7 protein-coding genes are annotated in these 17,004 nt (G+C 73.4%); 5 read left to right on the forward strand and 2 right to left on the reverse strand.

The window, feature by feature from the left end; genetic code table 11:
• Positions 1 to 138: 138 nt before the first annotated feature.
• Complete coding sequence (locus B207_RS0126725) at positions 139 to 822, reverse strand: hypothetical protein (protein ID WP_018639746.1); 684 nt, start codon at positions 820 to 822, stop codon at positions 139 to 141.
• Positions 823 to 1,195: 373 nt separating this feature from the next.
• On the opposite strand from B207_RS0126725, the gene B207_RS0126730 reads away from it, so the two are divergent.
• The 3 genes from B207_RS0126730 (at position 1,196) to B207_RS0126740 (ending at position 6,545) form a co-directional block, all read left to right on the forward strand.
• On the forward strand, positions 1,196 to 1,582 hold the full coding sequence (locus tag B207_RS0126730) for a GroES family chaperonin (protein ID WP_018639747.1): 387 nt from the start codon (positions 1,196 to 1,198) through the stop codon (positions 1,580 to 1,582).
• Positions 1,583 to 2,191: 609 nt separating this feature from the next.
• Positions 2,192 to 2,491, forward strand: coding sequence for a DUF4193 family protein (locus B207_RS0126735; protein ID WP_018639749.1), 300 nt, complete (start codon positions 2,192 to 2,194; stop codon positions 2,489 to 2,491).
• A gap of 280 nt (positions 2,492 to 2,771) precedes the next feature.
• Positions 2,772 to 6,545 carry a LuxR C-terminal-related transcriptional regulator gene (locus B207_RS0126740; RefSeq protein WP_230205239.1) on the forward strand — a complete coding sequence of 1,258 codons (3,774 nt, stop codon included), beginning with the start codon at positions 2,772 to 2,774 and terminating at the stop codon, positions 6,543 to 6,545.
• A gap of 73 nt (positions 6,546 to 6,618) precedes the next feature.
• On the opposite strand, the gene B207_RS35820 is transcribed toward B207_RS0126740, so the two are convergent.
• Positions 6,619 to 7,206 (reverse strand): hypothetical protein, encoded by a 588-nt coding sequence (locus B207_RS35820; protein WP_018639753.1) that lies wholly within the window; start codon positions 7,204 to 7,206, stop codon positions 6,619 to 6,621.
• A gap of 521 nt (positions 7,207 to 7,727) precedes the next feature.
• Here B207_RS35820 and B207_RS0126750 point away from each other — a divergent pair.
• Both B207_RS0126750 and B207_RS0126755 read left to right on the forward strand, forming a co-directional pair.
• On the forward strand, positions 7,728 to 8,696 hold the full coding sequence (locus B207_RS0126750) for a helix-turn-helix transcriptional regulator (protein ID WP_230205240.1): 969 nt from the start codon (positions 7,728 to 7,730) through the stop codon (positions 8,694 to 8,696).
• Between the two features lie 2,118 nt (positions 8,697 to 10,814).
• On the forward strand, positions 10,815 to 17,004 hold a 6,190-nt coding region (locus B207_RS0126755; RefSeq protein ID WP_018639755.1), incomplete at its 3' end, for a type I polyketide synthase.

The following is a 17,004-nucleotide window of genomic DNA, read 5'->3' on the forward strand; positions in this document are numbered from 1 at the left end:
AGCGCATGACCGGCCGACGGCCCGAAGGTGCCGGGCTGTGTGGGTGTTCTGGCGGCCGACGGCAGAGGCTGTGCCCCGCCCGGGCTGCCACCCGCCCCCTGCGCTGTGCGCTGACTGGCGCTGACTGGCGCCGGCAGGTCAGGCCCGGTCCGGGCGGACCTCGCCGTCTCGGCGGACCTGGCGCATCAGGCCCTCCTGGAGACGGGCGAACTCCTCGATGTAGGGGCTCTCGACGCCGCCGGCGGCACCGGTCTCCTTGCCGTTCTGCGAGCGGTCGAAGACCGGCTCGAAGCCGGCGAACTGACCGCCGCCCTGACCTGGCAGCCGCTCGTTCGGCGCGTCGAAGGCCGGGTAGTGCGAGCCTCCGGCCGGAGGGGGCGGCGGGGGCGGCGGCGGGGTGCCGCGCTCCGGCTGGCTGTCGTATCCGGGCGGGCCGTAGGCGGGAAGGTTGCCGGCGCCCGCGGGCGGACGCTCGGAGCCGTTGTCGAACGCGGGGTAGTGCGAGCCGTTGGACGACGGACGTTCACCCGAGGTGTCGTAGCCGAACCCCCCCGCGGACGACGGACTGCCGGGCGCGAGGGAAAGCGGTGCCGGGCCGCGCAGGCCGTCGCCGGGCCCGAGTTCCTGCTGGTCGCTGGCGAGGAAACCGTCTGATACCGGGTAGATCCGGGCGGAGAGGCTGACCGACATCGGGTCGCTGCCGTACGTGATGACGTCGACCTGGTCCTCCGGGCCGATGCCACCGCTTCTCGCGAGATCGACGAACCGGAACAGGTCGGCCCAGCGCAGCCCTTCAAGGTCCACACTGATTCTCAGCGCCATTGGTTTGCCCCATCCCTCGGCTCGTGCGTGTCGACCGTTACCTGGCTTCCGACGCGGACGCTTGTGCTGGGTGCCGGGCATCCCCTCCGGCGCGCCTCCCGGCACCCGGCCGTGATGGGCCGGATGACGATGGGCGGCAGCTTATACCGCGTTGAGGTGTCAATCCCCATCAGGTCTGGTTGATATGCCGGTGTCCGTGGATGGAGCGGCCGTCGCAGTTTCGGCCGCTTCCGGGCCGGGGCCGGGGGACCTTCGCTGCGGCGCGTTTGCCACTACGGGTGACGGGTGGCCGCGGTTACCGGGCGGGTACGGGCCGGGGCAATCGGATACATCCGGCCGGCGCCGGGGGTCCGGGCGAGTAGGGTCCGAGCGTGTGAGCGTAGTTTCCGGCGGTGTCAACGGTGTCAACGGTGTCGGGGGCGCGGCCGGCATCGATGTTGCGAGTGGCTCGTTGCCCATCCGACTCCTGCACGACCGGGTGCTGGTGCAGCCGCGGGAGGATTCCGCGGACCGGCGTTCGAAGGCAGGCATCGTGATCCCCGCCACCGCGCAGATGGGTAAGCGCCTGTCGTGGGCTGACGTGGTCGCCATCGGGACGGTGGTGCGCACGGTCCAGGTGGGTGACCGGGTGCTCTATGACCCCGAGGACCGCGCCGAGGTTGAGCTGCACTCGACGACCTACATCCTGATGCGCGAACGCGACGTGCACGCCGTGGCTGCGGAGCGGCTCGATGACGGACTTACCGGGCTGTATCTCTGACCTCGCTGTCTGATCACATTTCGGCATCTCTATGTGATCTCCTCTGATCTCCGTCATCTCCCCTCGGGCCGGCCCACGGCCGCCACGCCGCGAGCCGTTGGCTGTTCGGTCATCCCCTGACCGCTGCCGTGTCTGGCTGCCGTCGTGTCTGGCTGCCGTCGTGTCTGGCTGCCGGCCTGCTGCTTTCGCCGCGCCGCCACACCACCGTTGGGTGGCCCGCCTCGACCGGCCATCGTTCCTTGAACCGGCTGCTCCGAGCCCGCCCGTCCCGACGGGTACAGGCTTTCTCGGTGGGTGGTCGGTCGGCGCCGGAGCCGGATGTGGCGGGAGTGACACAGCGCCAGGGTGCCCCTGCTTGGTCTGGCGACTCTTCGACCCGTATCCTTCGGGCGGCTTTGGAGATCCGTGTTCCGAACCGGTGGCCCTGGGTACCGGCTTCCGGCATGGGGAATGCGGACATCTGCCTGGCGCTTACTTCTCGGCCAGAGCCACTGCTTATTGTGATCAGCCGATGTCGTTCGGGTACCGTGCTCGCTCGATCCCGTTGTGGATCGACGTCGGTGTCGACAGGCCGCGGTCTGTGAGGACAAGGGAAAGGTAAGGAGAGGCATGGCTCGTGACTTCGACGCTCGGCGCAGCACGGATGTCGAGGAGGACGAGCTCCAGGAACAGAGCCTGGAGACGCTGAAAGCCCAACGTGCTGGTGCGGCGGCCGATCTCGGCGACGACATGGACGCGCTGGAGGCCGAGCTCGACCTCCCGGACGCCGAGGTCCGGGACGAGGAGCTCGCGTTGCGGGTGCTGCCGCGCCAGGCGGACGAGTTCACCTGCACGAGCTGCTTCCTGGTACAGCACCGGAGCCAGCTCGCCGACACCCGCCGGACCATGTGCGCCGACTGCGCGGCCTGACCGTTTTCGGGGCGGCCTGACCGTTTTCGGGCCTGACCGTCTTGTGTCCGGCCTGACAGCTGTGGGCGCGCGCTGATTCGGTGGCGACGGATCGGTGGCGACGGATCGGACGGTTCCGGGAGAGAACGCGCCGGTGAGGTGCTTCCGGAACCGTCCACGTCCGTCGTGATCTCCGCCGTGTCCTCGCTGTGCCGCCGGGCCGACACCACCCCCTGGTTGCCGAAAGCACAGAGTGCCTGTACCACTACCCTTGGCATTGTGAGTCGGGGGTGATCAAGTCGTGGGTGCACAGGGAGCGGTGGGCCGTCCGGACGGTCCGGATTCCGTCGTTCCCGGGCACGGTCCGAGCGCGGCCCCAGACCTGCTGCCGTGGCCGTACCTGCCGCGCACGGCGGCGTCGGCATCCGAACTGCCTGTCCTCGGCACCAGGCTCGTGCCGCCACGGCCGGTCGTCCCCTCCATCTCGCGTGTGCGGCTGCTGGACAGGCTGGACACGGCGGTCGACGGCCCGCTGACCTGCGTCTGCGCGCCTGCCGGCACCGGCAAGACGATGCTGCTTGCCGACTGGGCCAGATCCGGGCGGTCGCGGCACCCCGTGGTCTGGCTTCGTGTTGATCCCGCGCTCGGATCCCTCGGATCCCGGCGCGGGCGTCAGGCCGCCGGCCGGGTTCCGGGCGCGCAGGAAACGCCGGGCACGCCCGGGCTTTCCGCGCCGCCCTCCGGTCCACACCGGTCTGCGCCGTCCGTCTCGCTGTGGGCGCAGATCCTGCGCGCACTGTGTCGAGACGCCGCGCTGCCCGCCGGCGATCAACTGGCCCGGCTGGCGGCTGGGGCTGCTGGGGCTGCCGACAGCTGCCCCGAGCGTTTCCGGCGCGAACTCGTCAACCACCTCGCCGAGATGCCCGCTCCCGCGGTGCTGATCCTGGACGACGCCCACCTGGTCCGCGACCCAGATGATCTTGCCGTGCTGGAGCTGCTGGCGGGCGAGGGGGACGGACGTCTGCGGCTGGTCCTGGCCGGTCGGACACCCGTGCTGCGCGCCCACCGCCTCCGCGCCGAGGGCCGGCTCACCGAGTTCGGCCCGCCCGACCTGGCTTTCACCCCACAGGAGACGGCCCAGCTGCTCGCCGCGCACGGCCTCGCAGTCACCGACCGGCTGGCGACGGCCCTGTGGCGGCAGACTGAGGGGTGGGCGGTCGGTCTGCGCCTCGCTGCCGTCGGCGCAGTGGAACGCGCGAGGTCCGCTGACGGTGCGCGGCCCGTCGGCGCGCCTCGGGACGGCTGGCCGGCGGGCGATGCTGAGGAGGGCCGGGAAGCGGGGCTGGCCGGTGCGGGGGAGGGCAGCGTTCCCGCGGAGCCTGATCCCGCCTGGGGCCCTCAGACGGCCATCACCGAGTACCTGCACGCCGAGGTCCTGTCGAGCTACCCGGAGCCGACCCGCCGATTCCTGCTCCGGACCAGTGTCCTGGAACGGATCAGCGGTCCGCTGGCGGCCGCGGTCGCTGCGATCGACATCGTGCCGGACGGCATCACACCGGACGGCATCACACCGGACGGCATCGGGGCGGTCGGGCCGGTCTGGCGGCCGGGGGCGGCGCGGGCCCGGCGCGGAGCCGTCCATCTGCTGCGCGACTTCGCGCGAACCGGTGGTTTTCTCGTTTCGCTCGACCGGTTCCGGCCGGGCAGCCACCCGGTCGGAACCGCCGCGGGCGCTGAAGCCACCGATCCGTCGCCGGACTGGTACCGGTACAACCGGTTGCTGGGGATGGCCCTGCATGGGCTGCTCCAGCAGGATCCGGATGAGGATCCCCGCGAGCTCAACCTGCGCGCAGCGCTGTGGTTCGCAGCGAACGACAGCACCTCCGACGCGGCCCGGCACGCACTGCGGGCCGGGGACTGGTGGTACCTCGCCTGCCTGCTGGTCGACGGCTCCGCTCTGATGGACATCCTGTTTGGACGGGCGCCCGAACTCGGAGTGCTCGTGGCGGCGCTGCCGGCCGGGGCAGCGGGGCTGTCACCCGAATGCGACCTCGTCCTGGCCGTGGCCCACCTGCGGTCAGGGCAGCTGGAGGCCGGGTCGGCGAGCCTGCTGTCAGCCCGCGCCCGACTGCCCGCGGTCCTGTCCGGGCCGGGTGCCTCCCGGCGGCGCACTCTTGTGGAGCGGATCGACCTGGTTGAGATGTACCGGGCCGAGCTCGCCGGGCAGCCGGCCGAGATGATCACTGCGTCCCGGCGGCTGCTGCGCTCCAGTGCCACCAGCGCTTCCAGACCATCCGGCAGGCCCGAGGCCTCCGGCCAGTCGAACCTGCCGGATCCGTCCGGCGTGTCCGGCGTGTCCGGCGCGGCGGACCAGCTCGCTGCGACCAGGAAGGACCCGCCTCGCCCCGGACGTCCCGTGGATGAGCGGGCACGGGCGGTGGCGCTGTGCGCGCGCGGCCGCGGCGAGCTGTGGCTCGGTCGTCTTTCCGCCGCCGCCGGGTTCCTGCAGGAGGGGGCTGTCGCCGCCCGGCGGGCTGGGCTCACCGGCGTGGAGACGTCCTGCCTCGGCGCGCTTGCTCTGCAGTACGCCCTGCGTGGCCGGCTGCGGCAGGCCGAGAGCGTGCTGAGCATGGTGTTCGGCGACGCGGACCCCGCCAGCGACCACCACGCGCCCGACGCGGGGCCGGCCGCGGCCGTGCCCGGGTTCGCCGAGGCGTGGTTGGCCGCCGCGATGGTGTGGCTGCAACGGGTCGAGCTCGCCGAGGCCGGCCGGTGCCTGGGTGCGGCACGTCGGTCGCTGACCGTTGCGAACCCGGCTTTCCTGGCCGAACTCATCACCATCTGCGACACCCGGCTGCGGCTGTTGCGGGGCGCTCCCGACGATGTGCGCGCGGCCAGACGCATGCTCGCAGTCGGCAGGCCCGGGCCGATGCCGCCGTTGTGCGCAGCTGCCCGCCGGGCCGCGGAGGCGGACCTGCTTGTCGCCGCCGGGACTCCGGAGGCCGCCCGGCGCCTGCTGCTGCGCGACAGCGAACGTGCCGCGGACCCGCAGGTCCAGCTCGCGCTCGCGCGTTCGGTGCTGTCCTGCGGTGATGTGCCGGCCGCGGAGGAGACGCTCGCCCCCCTGCTGCGTGCCGACGACGGCGGCGCGGGCCTGGTCGCGGCCTGCGTGCTCGGCGCGGTCGCCGCCGCCCGGCGCAACGATCACGCCCGGGCCGGCGGGCTGCTCGCGCGGGCCGTTGCGCTCGCCGCCGACGAGGGAATGGTGGCCCCGTTCACCGAGGCCGGCGAGGAGCTGCTGGACCTGATGGCCGCCCACCCCGAGCTGACCGACGGCCAGCCCGCCTTCGTGGCGGCCCTGGACCGGTCCGCGGCGCCACGCCTGGCTGCCTCACTGCTGGCGGTCACGCCGCGGGCCGCCGCTCCGGACGACCTGGCGTCGCCGCCGGGCCCGTCGAACGGGCTGCGCCCGACGGGCCTGCCCCGGCCGGCGACGGGTTCCGGCCTCGCGACGGGGGGCCGCGGGAGCTCCGGTGGCCGAACGGTGCCCGGCGCGGGTGCCGAGGTGATCGTCCCCACCCCGACCAGACCGCCGGCGGATCGGGCCGGCGGGGCCACCCCGGGACGCTGGCCGCCGTCCGCACCGGCAGCCGGCCCCCGCGCTGCCACTCCGGCACCCGCCGCCGACGGAGCCCGGTTCGCCAGAGGGGCGCCGGGTGCCGCCGGCTCGCGTTCCGCCGGCCCGGCCCCGGCAGCCGGGTTCGGGGCGGGCCCCGGGGCGGGGAACAGGCCGGAGAGCCTCGGCAGACCGGAAGAGACCCGACCGGGAGCGGGAGGTGGGAGCCCCCTCGTACTGCCGGGAGGTCTGGGCGCCGAGCCCGCGGAGCGGCTGAGCGAACGTGAGCTGGCCGTGCTCAGCTACCTGCCGACCATGCTGACGACCGCGGAGATCGCGGCGGAGATGTACGTCTCGGTCAACACGGTCAAGACACACCTCAAGAGCATCTACCGCAAGCTGGACGTCGCCCGGCGCCGCGACGCGGTCCACCGCGCCCGGGCGCTGCACCTGCTGTGAGCGCAGCACCTGTTGTGAGTCCTGCATCCGCTGTGAGCGCAGCCGCCTCGGCCGTCGGGCCCGCGGGCCCCGTTCAGCGATCGGAGCCAGGCACGGGCGGGCGTACCTCGTCCGGCCAGCCGGCCTCGTCGAGCTGCCAGCTCGCCCGCGGCGGCAGCAGGGTCGGGCTGCCGTCCGCCGGGCCGGCCTGGTCCTGGGCGGGCCAGGGCCGCGGGGCACCTTCGGGCTGGTCGTACGGGCTGCCACCCTGGCTGGTGGTGTACGGGATCCCGAGGTCGGTGGCCTCATCCCAGCCTTGCTGGACGTCCGGACGGGGACCCCGCCTCGGGGGTGACTGATTGTCCTCGAAACGGATTCCGGCAGCCCGGGCTGGCATGTCCCACGCTGATTGCGCGGCGGGCCAGAAGCGCTCCGTCGAGCCATCTTCCGAGGGACGCCACAGGGGAAGCCGGGAGGGAAGTGGAAGCGTCCTCGCGACCGGGCGGGCCCGGAGCCGGCCGGCGCGGACTGCGCGGGCGGCCTGGACGGCCAGCGTGGCGCCGCCGGTAGCCATGATGATCGATCCGAGTATCTGCAGGTCGACGCCACTCAACCGGTAGGACAACGCATAGCGGAGAGTTGCGCCGGCGGCGATGAGAAAGATCGAGAAGCCGGTCGTCACGCGCCTCACCTCGTATCGGCATGCCCGCGGAGGCCGCCAGAGTGGTGATCCGCTGCGAGTAGCGAGATACGTACGGTGAGAAAGCTACCCTCCGTGCCGATCGACTACACGCTGGTGACCGAAGGTGGAGGTGGTGGTCGGACCGGGCCAATTCGAGGGCCGTTGGTGGCACCTTTGGGGGGCGGAGTCCTGCCGTTGTCGTTACGGACCGCGTCCGAGGGGTCACGCACAACGGCGCTGCGAAGGTAAATCGCGGTTGAACTGAGGTTCATTAGTCACATAAGCCAGTCAGGCTTATCAGGCGCCAGAAAGTAGGTGTTGCAGGGTGGCATCTGGGTAGCCGCGGCCCTAGGCTTGCCGAACATGTCCAACTTGGCCGGAAATACGCCGGCTGATTCGCGACTACCGGCCAGTGACCTGGTGTCGGTCTGCCCCCGGAGGCATGTGTGACTGACCGAATGCTCAGCAACCCCGATGGTAGCCCCAGCGCCCACCCGGCCAGCGGCCGGCTTGCCGTGACGATGGACACATCGTCGGGGGTTTCCCGGCCGACCGGCGTTCCGGTGCCCCATCGGGCTCCCACCGCCCGGCACACCCCCATCGCGGCGACCTCCGCGGTGGGCCACCCCGCGTCGCGCACCCGTCCCGGTGCGGTCGCGGCGGGGCTGCCGAACCGAGCCGCTGTTCCCGCCCGCGGGCCGCAGGTGCCCCGCGACCTCGCCCTGGGCGCAGCGGAACTGCGCGGCGTCCTGCGCGTCGTCGAGGACTGCGAGCGGGCCGCCTCACTGCCCGCGTTCCGCGAGGCCGCGCTCGACGGCATGGCGCGCCACCTCGGCTACCGCCACTCCGCCTTCTTCCTGGGATCGTCGCCGCAGGCGACCTTCCAGGACGCCCGCCCCACCGGCCGCGGCCTCGCGCTGCGCATGGCCGGGCCGTTCCTGGAGCGGTACCGCAGCCTCGAGGTCTTCAACGACCCGGAGAGCCTGCGGTTGATGTGGGAGCGCGGGCTCGTCACGCTGGACGAGATCGGCGTCCCCGACCGCCCCGAGGTGCGGCTGCGGCTCGAGCGCTTCCTGCGCGCCCACGGAATCCACGCGAAGCTGCTGATCCGGCTGGCCGGCAACAGCGGCGTCGGCGCCGTGGTCTCGCTGCTCGACCCCCGCCCGGGTGCGTTCGGCCCGCGGGACCGGGCCGTCGGCGCGGTGCTCGCCCGCCACCTCGGCAACCTGCTGCGCTTCTACATCCGGGTCAACCCGGGACCGGCCGTCACGGCCAAGCTCTCCGCCCGCGAGCGGGACGTGGTCCGCCTCGTCGCGGAAGGCCAGTCGAACCGGCAGGTGGCGGAGGCGCTCTGCATCAGCATCGACACGGTCAAGCACCACCTGACCCACGCGCTGGTGGCCACGGGCTGCTCGAACCGCACCCAGCTCGCCCTCGCCTGGCAGCGCGAGATGGGCTCCATGCCGGCACCCGGGCTTCCCCGACTGTAGGCCAGGTCGGCGGTGCCGCCCGGGCACCGGCCGCCCATCCCGACATCCCTGGACACTCCCAGCGCCATCCGCGTATGAACGTCAGCTCAGCAAGCGCCTGATCCGCGCACCCCGCGGCGGCGCCGCCCGGACGAGAGCGTCCGACGGCGCGGCCCGGATAGCACCGCCCGGCCAGCCCCTCCTGGCCGGCCCGGCCGGCACCACCGGCTGGAACGGGGTCGGACCTGCCCATGTCCGGCCCTCGCCGACGGTGCGGTTAACAGCCCGCGCCCCGGCAGGTCCGCCCGGACCGCGTCCTCGCATGCCCCCGCGCGACGCGTCCGAGGCCGACCGTGTGACGACATGCCCCCGGGGGCCGTGACCGCGACCGGGCCCTGCCCGCCTGCCTGCCCGTCCACCCGGACCGGTCACGCTCTTCGTCGGACTCCGTCGCCTGTACCCCGTGTTCCCAGCACCCGGTCCTCCCGGGACCGCGTGTTCCCGAAGCCGCGCGTCCCCCGGAGCCGCGCGTTCGTCCCGCCGGGCCTGTGCCGCCGTGCAGGCCCGGCGCGGCGTGTCCCCGGGCGCCCGGCTCGACGCCCGGCGAGCGGAACCGGCGGGGTGGCGGAACCAGCGGGATTGGTCGTCCGTTGGGGAGTTCTGTGGTTCTCCCGCCGCCGGGATGCGCCGGGGCGGCTGGCCGCACCCGTCCTCGCCGCTCCTGCCCCACCGGCGGCAGGGCCCACTGGCGCGGGCTGCCGGGCCGCCGGGCCGTCGGGCCGCCGGGCCGTCGGGCCGGCGACCTGCGGCGGCCGTGACCTCCTGACCCTGCCTGACCCCCTGCCCGACCGGCTGGCCGGCCCGCGCGCCGCAGCTGGCAGCACGGTGGCCGTCATCGTGCGAACGTCGCCAGCGCCGAGCGAGGCGCGCCGCCGGGTTGTTGCTCCGGGGGCTCTCGGTTCTGTCCCGAGTCATCGCGGGGGCCCGTGTCCGGTCTCGCCGCTGGCAGCCTGGTGATGGTGCCGAACCCCACCCCGTGAACCGGGTGGGCGTCCACCGAGCTTCTGTTGGTGGTCTGTCGGTCACGGCCGGTCTCTAGTCACTTCGGGTGGTCTCCCGGTCGCGGCCGTTGGGTGCCATGCTGGTGGATCGGCACGAAATGATCGCGCGCCCGCACTCCGGAACCCGTGCAGTCGCGTGGTCGCAATGCGACTTGAACAGCGTATTTATCAATCCAGTGTGAGGGTTGTGGGCGACATCAGTGAAAAGTCCGGCGCCTGTGCTTGCGACGCTGCCCGCGAAGTGACTAGGTTGAAAGGGCCATAGCGTCACGTGTACGGAGGGCAGAAGAGGCGAGTCCGCTGACAGCGCGTCCGCCGGTCCAGGGCCGGCGTCGGCGCGTTGTTCCGGCAGGGACCGGAGGAACACCTGGATGAATGTCATGTCGGGGGGGAACAGTGCGATCAGCCATCGCGCGTCAGGGACCCGGCCGAAGAAAGGTGCATGGGTTTTTCCGGGTAGGTTCCACTGCCCGCCTTCCATGCCCGGACAGTGCCAGGTACCGGACCGCGTAAACATGAGAAATCAGCCGGCAGAGCGGAGTTGTAGGGCCTGCCGGCGTGGCGCGACTGATGCCACCTCGCGATTCGCGAGCGATGACAACATGGGCAATGACAGCAACAACCCCGGCATTGGCCGTGCAGCGCGAGGAGGGCCCGGGGCCAGCCGCGCGGGCATCGCGGCAGTCTGCGGCGATGGGGCCGGCCAGGACGCCCGGCCTGCGTCTGATGTCGTCATGGCCGGTGACGGGCAGGGCCCTGACCAGGCAGATCACAACGCTGTTTCGCGGTGGCACCTACGTGTGGAGACCCGGTTGGGGCCGGCTAGGATTTCGCGCACGCTCGCTGGCTCAGGTGACCCGACCGGACCGGACCACCATCACAGTGACCGAATCGCCGCCAGCGGCGCGGCGCCTGTCCGGGCACCCGCTGCTGTCCCCGACTGGGAGTTGCACCTGTTCGTACTGGCGCCGCCCGCCCACGTCCGGTTCCGGGACGCCGACTGCTTCGGCCCCGTGCTGACAGCAACCGACCCCGGCCGTCTCCGTCTTCGGCGGGGCCAGGCCAGGAGGAGCAACCGATGAGCAGCGCAGCGAGCGCGCACCCCCGGACCGAGCCCGACGACCAGGGCGAACGGGATCTGGTCGTCGTCATCAGCCCGTTCGGGGAGCCGGCGCCGCACCTGGTCGCGGCGGTCGGGCATGCCGGCGGCACGGGAATCCTCGATCTCGGCCTGGACCCGGCCCGCGGCCGCGAGGCACTGGCCGCCGCGGCTGCCTGGTCGCCGGTGCCGATCGGAGTACGGGTGGCCCAGGGCTGCCCGCTGGAGCTGGCGGAGCTGCCTGCGTGCGTCGACACCGTGGTCCTCGGTGTCGACGCACCGTGGGGAGCGGCCGCGGTTTCCGCCGCGGGCCGGCGGGTGCTCGTCGAGGTGCTCTCGGTTTCGGCGGCGCGCCAAGCACTCGACGACGGCGCGGATGGCCTGATCGCCCGCGGCAACGAGGCCGGCGGACGGGTCGGTGATCTCACGACATTCACTCTGCTCCAGTACCTGATCGCTGCGAAGCCGACACGGCTGGACGGAACAGTTGCCCCCGTGTGGGCCGCCGGTGGGATAGGCCCGGCGACCGCGGCGGCGGCTGTAGCCGGCGGCGCGGCCGGCGTCGTCCTCGACTCGCAGCTGGCTCTGGTACGGGAGGTGGAACTGCCCGCCGAGGTCGCGAAGGCCGTCCGCGCGATGGACGGCAGCGAGACCGCGCTGATCGACGGCCACCGGGTCTACGTGCGGCCTGACCTGCCCGTGGCCGGGCTGGTGGGCTGGGCGTCCGCGTCCGCCGTCCCGGGCGGGACGGTCGGAACCGGCGCGGGCGTCGCTGTGGTCACCGACGCCGGGCGGGCAGCGGACGAACCGGAGGTGGACTTCCGCGACACCGGTGGCGAGCGGGCGTCGGACGGCGCCCTGAGCGCCCCCACCGCCCCCACGGTCCCCGTCGCCCTGCGGCTGGGCGGGCGGGACCTGCGGGAGCAGCTGCTGCCGGTCGGGCAGGACGGCGCGTTCGCTGCCGGTCTCGCCGATCGCCACCACACGGCGAGCGCGGTTGTGCGGGCCGTACGGGAGTCGATCCGTTCCTCGCTCGCGTCAGCGGCCCGGCACCGGCCGCTCGCCCCGGGCTCGGCGTTCGCCGCCGCCCGCGGGCTGCGTCACGCCGTCGCACAGGGGCCGATGACCAGGGTCAGCGACAGGGCGCAGTTCGCGCTCTCGGTGGCCCGCGAGGGCGGACTGCCGTTCCTGGCCCTGGCCCTGATGAGCGGCAAGGAGACGCGAGCGCTCCTGGAGGAGACCGCCGCACTGCTCGGCGACCTGCCCTGGGGCGTGGGGATTCTCGGCTTCGCGCCGCCGGAGACGCGGGCCGCCCAGCTGGACGCGGTCTACGCCGTCCGCCCGCCGTGCGCGCTGATCGCCGGTGGCCGACCGGCGCAGTCGGCGCCGCTGGAGGCGGTCGGGATCGACACCTTCCTGCACGTCCCGTCCCCGGGCCTGCTGGACCGGTTCCTCGCCGACGGGGCGCGCAAGTTCGTCTTCGAGGGCCGCGAGTGCGGCGGCCACGTCGGGCCGCGGGCGAGCTTCCCGCTCTGGGAGGCGCAGATCGCCGGTCTGCTGGAGTTCGCCCGGCGCGGGGACGACGGGCCGGAGTCGCTGCGGGACCTGGACGTCCTGTTCGCCGGCGGGATCCACGACCCGGCCTCGGCCGCGATGGTCGCGGCGGCGGCGGCGCCGCTGGTCGACCGCGGTGCGCGGATCGGCGTGCTCATGGGCACCGCCTACCTGTTCACCGACGAGGCGGTCGCTGACGGGGCGATCATGCCGGGCTTCCAGGACGCGGCGATCACCGCGTCCCGCACGGTGCTGCTCGAGACCTCGCCGGGGCACGCCACGCGGTGCGTGGAGTCCGCCTACGTGCATGACTTCCTCCGCCGGCGGGACGAGCTGGCCGCGGCCGGCGTCCCGCGCAAGGAGATGTGGGCCGAGCTGGAGCAGCTGAACCTCGGCCGGTTGCGCATCGCCAGCCGGGGCGTGCGGCGGGAGGGCACCCAGCTGGTCACGGTCGGGCCCGACGAGCAGGCCACCGAGGGCATGTTCATGATTGGTCAGGTCGCCGGCCTGCGTTCGGCGCGGACGTCGATCGCCCGCCTGCACACCGAGGTCACCCAGGACGCGACAGCCCACCTGGCCGCTCGCGCGAGCGAGTTCGCCGGGGCGGCCGTCCCTGGTCCGGCCGGGCCCGCCGCGGCCCCCGTGGTTCGTTCGAGTGCTGATGATGGTGCTGACGGTGACCGGCTGGCGCGCGCCGCCCGTTCCGTCGCGGCGGTGCGTGAATCCGCCCGTCCGCTCGATGTCGCGATCATCGGAATGTCGGCCGTGTTTCCGCGGGCTGCCGACGACAAGGACTACTGGGCCAACGTGGTCGCCGGGGTCGACGCGATAACCGAGGTCTCGCCCGAACGCTGGGACGCGGATTTCTTCTACGACTCCGACTCCATGGTGAAGGACGCCGGCCGGCGTACGCCGTCAAAATGGGGCGGCTTCCTGCCGCAGATTCCCTTCGACGCCCTTGCCTATGGAATTCCGCCCCGTTCGCTCCGCAGTATCGATCCGGGTCAGCTTCTCGCTCTTGAAGCGGCCTCCCGGGCTCTTCGCGACGCCGGATACGAGGACCGCCCGTTTGACCGGAAGCGTTCCTCGGTGGTGTTCGGTGCGGAGTCCGGATCGGACCTCTCCACCGCCTATGGTTTCCGTTCGGCTCATCGTTCCTGGGTCGGCGAGCTCCCCGCGGAGCTGGAGGAGATCCTGCCCGATCTCGACGAGGATTCCTTTCCGGGGCTGCTGGCGAACGTCATCGCCGGCCGGGTGGCCAACCGCCTTGATCTCGGCGGTCTGAACTTCACCGTGGATGCGGCCTGCGCCTCCTCTCTGGCCGCGTTGGACGCCGCCTGCAAGGAACTTTCGGCCGGTTCGTCCGACCTTGTGCTGTGCGGCGGGGTGGACACGCATTCAAGCGTGCATGACTTCCTGCTTTTCGCCTCGGTGCACGCGCTGTCCCCGGGTGGGCGGTGCCGCAGCTTCGCCGCCGGTGCGGACGGCACCAGCCTCGGTGAGGGCGTCGCGGTGGTCGTCCTCAAGCGGCTCGCGGACGCCCAGCGTGACGGTGACCGGATCCGGGCCGTGATCCGCGCGGTCGCCGGCTCGTCCGACGGCCGGGCCCTCGGGCTGACCGCCCCGCGCAAGGCCGGCCAGGTGATCGCGCTGGAACGTGCCTACTCGTCGGCGGGGATCTCGCCGTCCGAGGTGGGGATGCTGGAGGCGCACGCCACCGGCACCGTCGTCGGCGACCGGACGGAGCTCGCCACTCTCACCGAGGTGTTCAAGGAGCACGGCGCCGGCGCCGGCCAGTGCGCCGTCGGCTCGGTGAAGTCCCAGATCGGCCACACCAAGTGCGCCGCGGGGCTTGCCGGTCTGGTCAAGGTGGCACGCGCGGTGGAGACGGGCGTCCGCCCGCCGACCCTGCACGTCGACCAGCCCAATCCGTACTGGGACCGGTCGGACAGCCCGTTCTACTTCGACGACCGGGCCCGGCCCTGGGTGGCGCCCGCCGGAGCCCGGCACGCCGGCCTGTCCGCCTTCGGCTTCGGCGGGACCAACTTCCACGTCGTCGTCTCCGCCTACGACAAGGCACCGGAGCCGGCTCACGGCCTGGACCGCTGGCCGGCCGAGCTGTTCCTGGTCCAGGGCCGCGACCGGGAGGCCGCGCTGCGCCGCCTGGACCGCCTGGACGCGCTCGCCCGTGCCAACGACGGTGCGGGACGTCCCTACCAGCTGCGCGATCTGGCCCGTACCGTGTGCGAGGAGGCCGGGGGACCGGTCCAGATCGCCTTCGTCGCGGACGACCTGGACGCCCTGGCGGGCGCGATCACCCAGGCCAGGGAGCCCCTTTCGGCCCCGCGGGCAGGCGTGTTCGTCCGCGGCGGTGACGACGGTGCCACGGTGGCCGCCGGCATCGCGCCGGGTCCCGACACCGGGGCCGAAGCGGTGCCCGGGGGCGACGGCACGGCGGGCAGCCTGGCCTTTGTCTTCCCGGGGCAGGGGAGCCAGCGGCCGGGCATGCTCGCGGATCTCTTCGTGGCCTTTCCGCGGCTTCGTTCGCTGCTGGAGCTCGCCCCGGACGTGGCAGCGACCATGTTCCCCCCGGCGGCCTTCAGCGACGCCGAGCGCGCCGCCCAGACCGCCGCCCTCACGGACACCCGGGCCGCCCAGCCCGCGTTGGGGCTGGCCGGACTGGCCGTCTTCGAGCTGCTGGCGGGGCTGCGGATCCGTCCGGATCACGTCGCCGGGCACTCGTACGGCGAGCTGGCGGCGCTCAGCGCCGCCGGCGTCCTCGACCGGGAGGCGCTCGTCCGGCTCAGCCGGGCCCGCGCGGACGCGATCCTCGCGGCGGCGGGCAGCGACCCCGGCACCATGGCCGCGGTGTCCGCGACAGCGGACCAGATCCGGGCCGCGCTCGGGGAACCCGCGGACGACGGCACCATCGCCGGCGTGGCCCTCGCCAACCAGAACGCACCCCGCCAGACGGTGATCTCCGGGCCGTCCGCCGCCGTCGACGCGGCGGTGGAGCGGCTGAAGGTGGCCGGCCTGTCGTCCCGGCGGATCCCGGTGGCCTGCGCCTTCCACAGCCCGGTCGTCGCCGGCGCCGCGCACACGCTCGCCACCGAGCTCGACGGGACGACTCTCGCGACGAACGTCATCCCGGTGTGGTCCAACACCCTGGCGGCCCCCTACCCGGGGACGCCGGCGGAGATCCGCGCGGTGCTCGCCGGCCAGGTCGCGGCGCCGGTCCGCTTCGTGGAGCAGATCGAGGCCATGTACGCCGCCGGCGTCCGTGTCTTCGTCGAGGCCGGGCCGGGCCGGGTGCTGGCACAGCTCATCGGCAAGATCCTCGCCGGCCGGCCGCACCGGGTGGTCGTCACCGACGCGCCGGCCGAGAACGGCCTGCGGCGCCTGCTGCTCGCCGTGGCCGAGCTCGCCGCGGCCGGCGTGGATGTCGACCCGTCCCCCCTGTTCACCGGGCGGGACACCCGTCCGGCCGCGGCCGAGCGCATGCCGCGCCGGCCCGGCTGGCTTCTCGACGGTGCCTACGTGCGGACCAGCGACGGACGTCAGCTGCCCGGCGGCCTGCTGCCGGCGCGGCGGATCGCCCCGGCCGCCCCGGTCACCGCCGCCCCGGTCACCGCCGCCCCGGTCACCGCCACCCCGGACAGCGGCGCCCCAGCCGCGCACCGACACGATCTTCTCGAATGGCCGGGTACGGGGCCCGGCGAATCGGTGGGAGGTTCTGCAGTGGTCGATCTTCGGACCGTCAACGGGAACGGCGTCGCTCACCCGGCGGCAGGCCCGAGCCCGAACGGAGCCCGGGCCGCTGTCCCATCTGGCACAGCCCCGGCCGGCTCCGTCCCGGCTCCTGACGCCCCGCCCGCTGGTGCCCCGGCCGCTGCGGCGCCCGCCGCTCCCGGCCCGACCGACAGCCTGGTGCTGGAGTTCCTGCGGACGGGCCGAGAGCTCGTGGCCGCCCAGCGGGACGTCCTGCTCACCTACCTGAACGCCGGCCGGCCCGCGCCGGCCAGCACCGCACCGCCTGCCGCGCCGGCCCAGCTCCCGCTCGGCACCTCGCGGGCCTGGCCGGAGTCGAACGGCCACCTGCCCGGCACGGCGGCGCAGGGCCCGGGCCTCGCCCACGCCCCACGCCACGCTGACTTCGGCGCGGCGGCCGTCGTGCCGCCGCCGACCGCGGCTGTCCCGACCGCGGCTGTCCCGACGGCAGGCGGGCTGGCGGCCGGCGCTCCGGAGACGGGCGTCTCCGTCAACGGCACCGGTGCCCTGCACGCCTCCCGGACTGTCTCGGTGCCCGCGCAGGTCACGGCGCGTTCGGTGGAGACAGCCGGGCCGGTGGTCCGTGGGATGGGTGAGGTCACGGATGCCGTGGTCGGGGTGATCGCGGATCTGACGGGTTATCCGGTGGAGATGCTGGAGCCTGATCTGGATCTTGAGGCTGATCTGTCGATTGATTCGATCAAGCGGACGGAGATCCTCGGGGAGCTTGCCGGGCGGGTGGGTCTGCCGGGTGCGGGCGGCGGGGCGTCCGAGCTGGACGAGTCGGTGGTCGAGGAGTTGGCGGCGGTGAAGACGGTGCGGGGGATCGCGACCTGGATCGTCGAGC

The organism is Parafrankia elaeagni, assembly GCF_000374165.1.
Taxonomy (GTDB): Bacteria; Actinomycetota; Actinomycetes; order Frankiales; family Frankiaceae; genus Parafrankia; species Parafrankia elaeagni.

Excerpts from the sequence above, each read along its gene's own strand:
- B207_RS0126725 (WP_018639746.1), bottom strand. The coding sequence starts at position 822 with ATGGCGCTGAGAATCAGTGTGGACCTTGAAGGGCTGCGCTGGGCCGAC.
- B207_RS0126735 (WP_018639749.1), top strand. The coding sequence starts at position 2,192 with ATGGCTCGTGACTTCGACGCTCGGCGCAGCACGGATGTCGAGGAGGAC.
- B207_RS0126750 (WP_230205240.1), top strand. The coding sequence starts at position 7,728 with ATGGACACATCGTCGGGGGTTTCCCGGCCGACCGGCGTTCCGGTGCCC.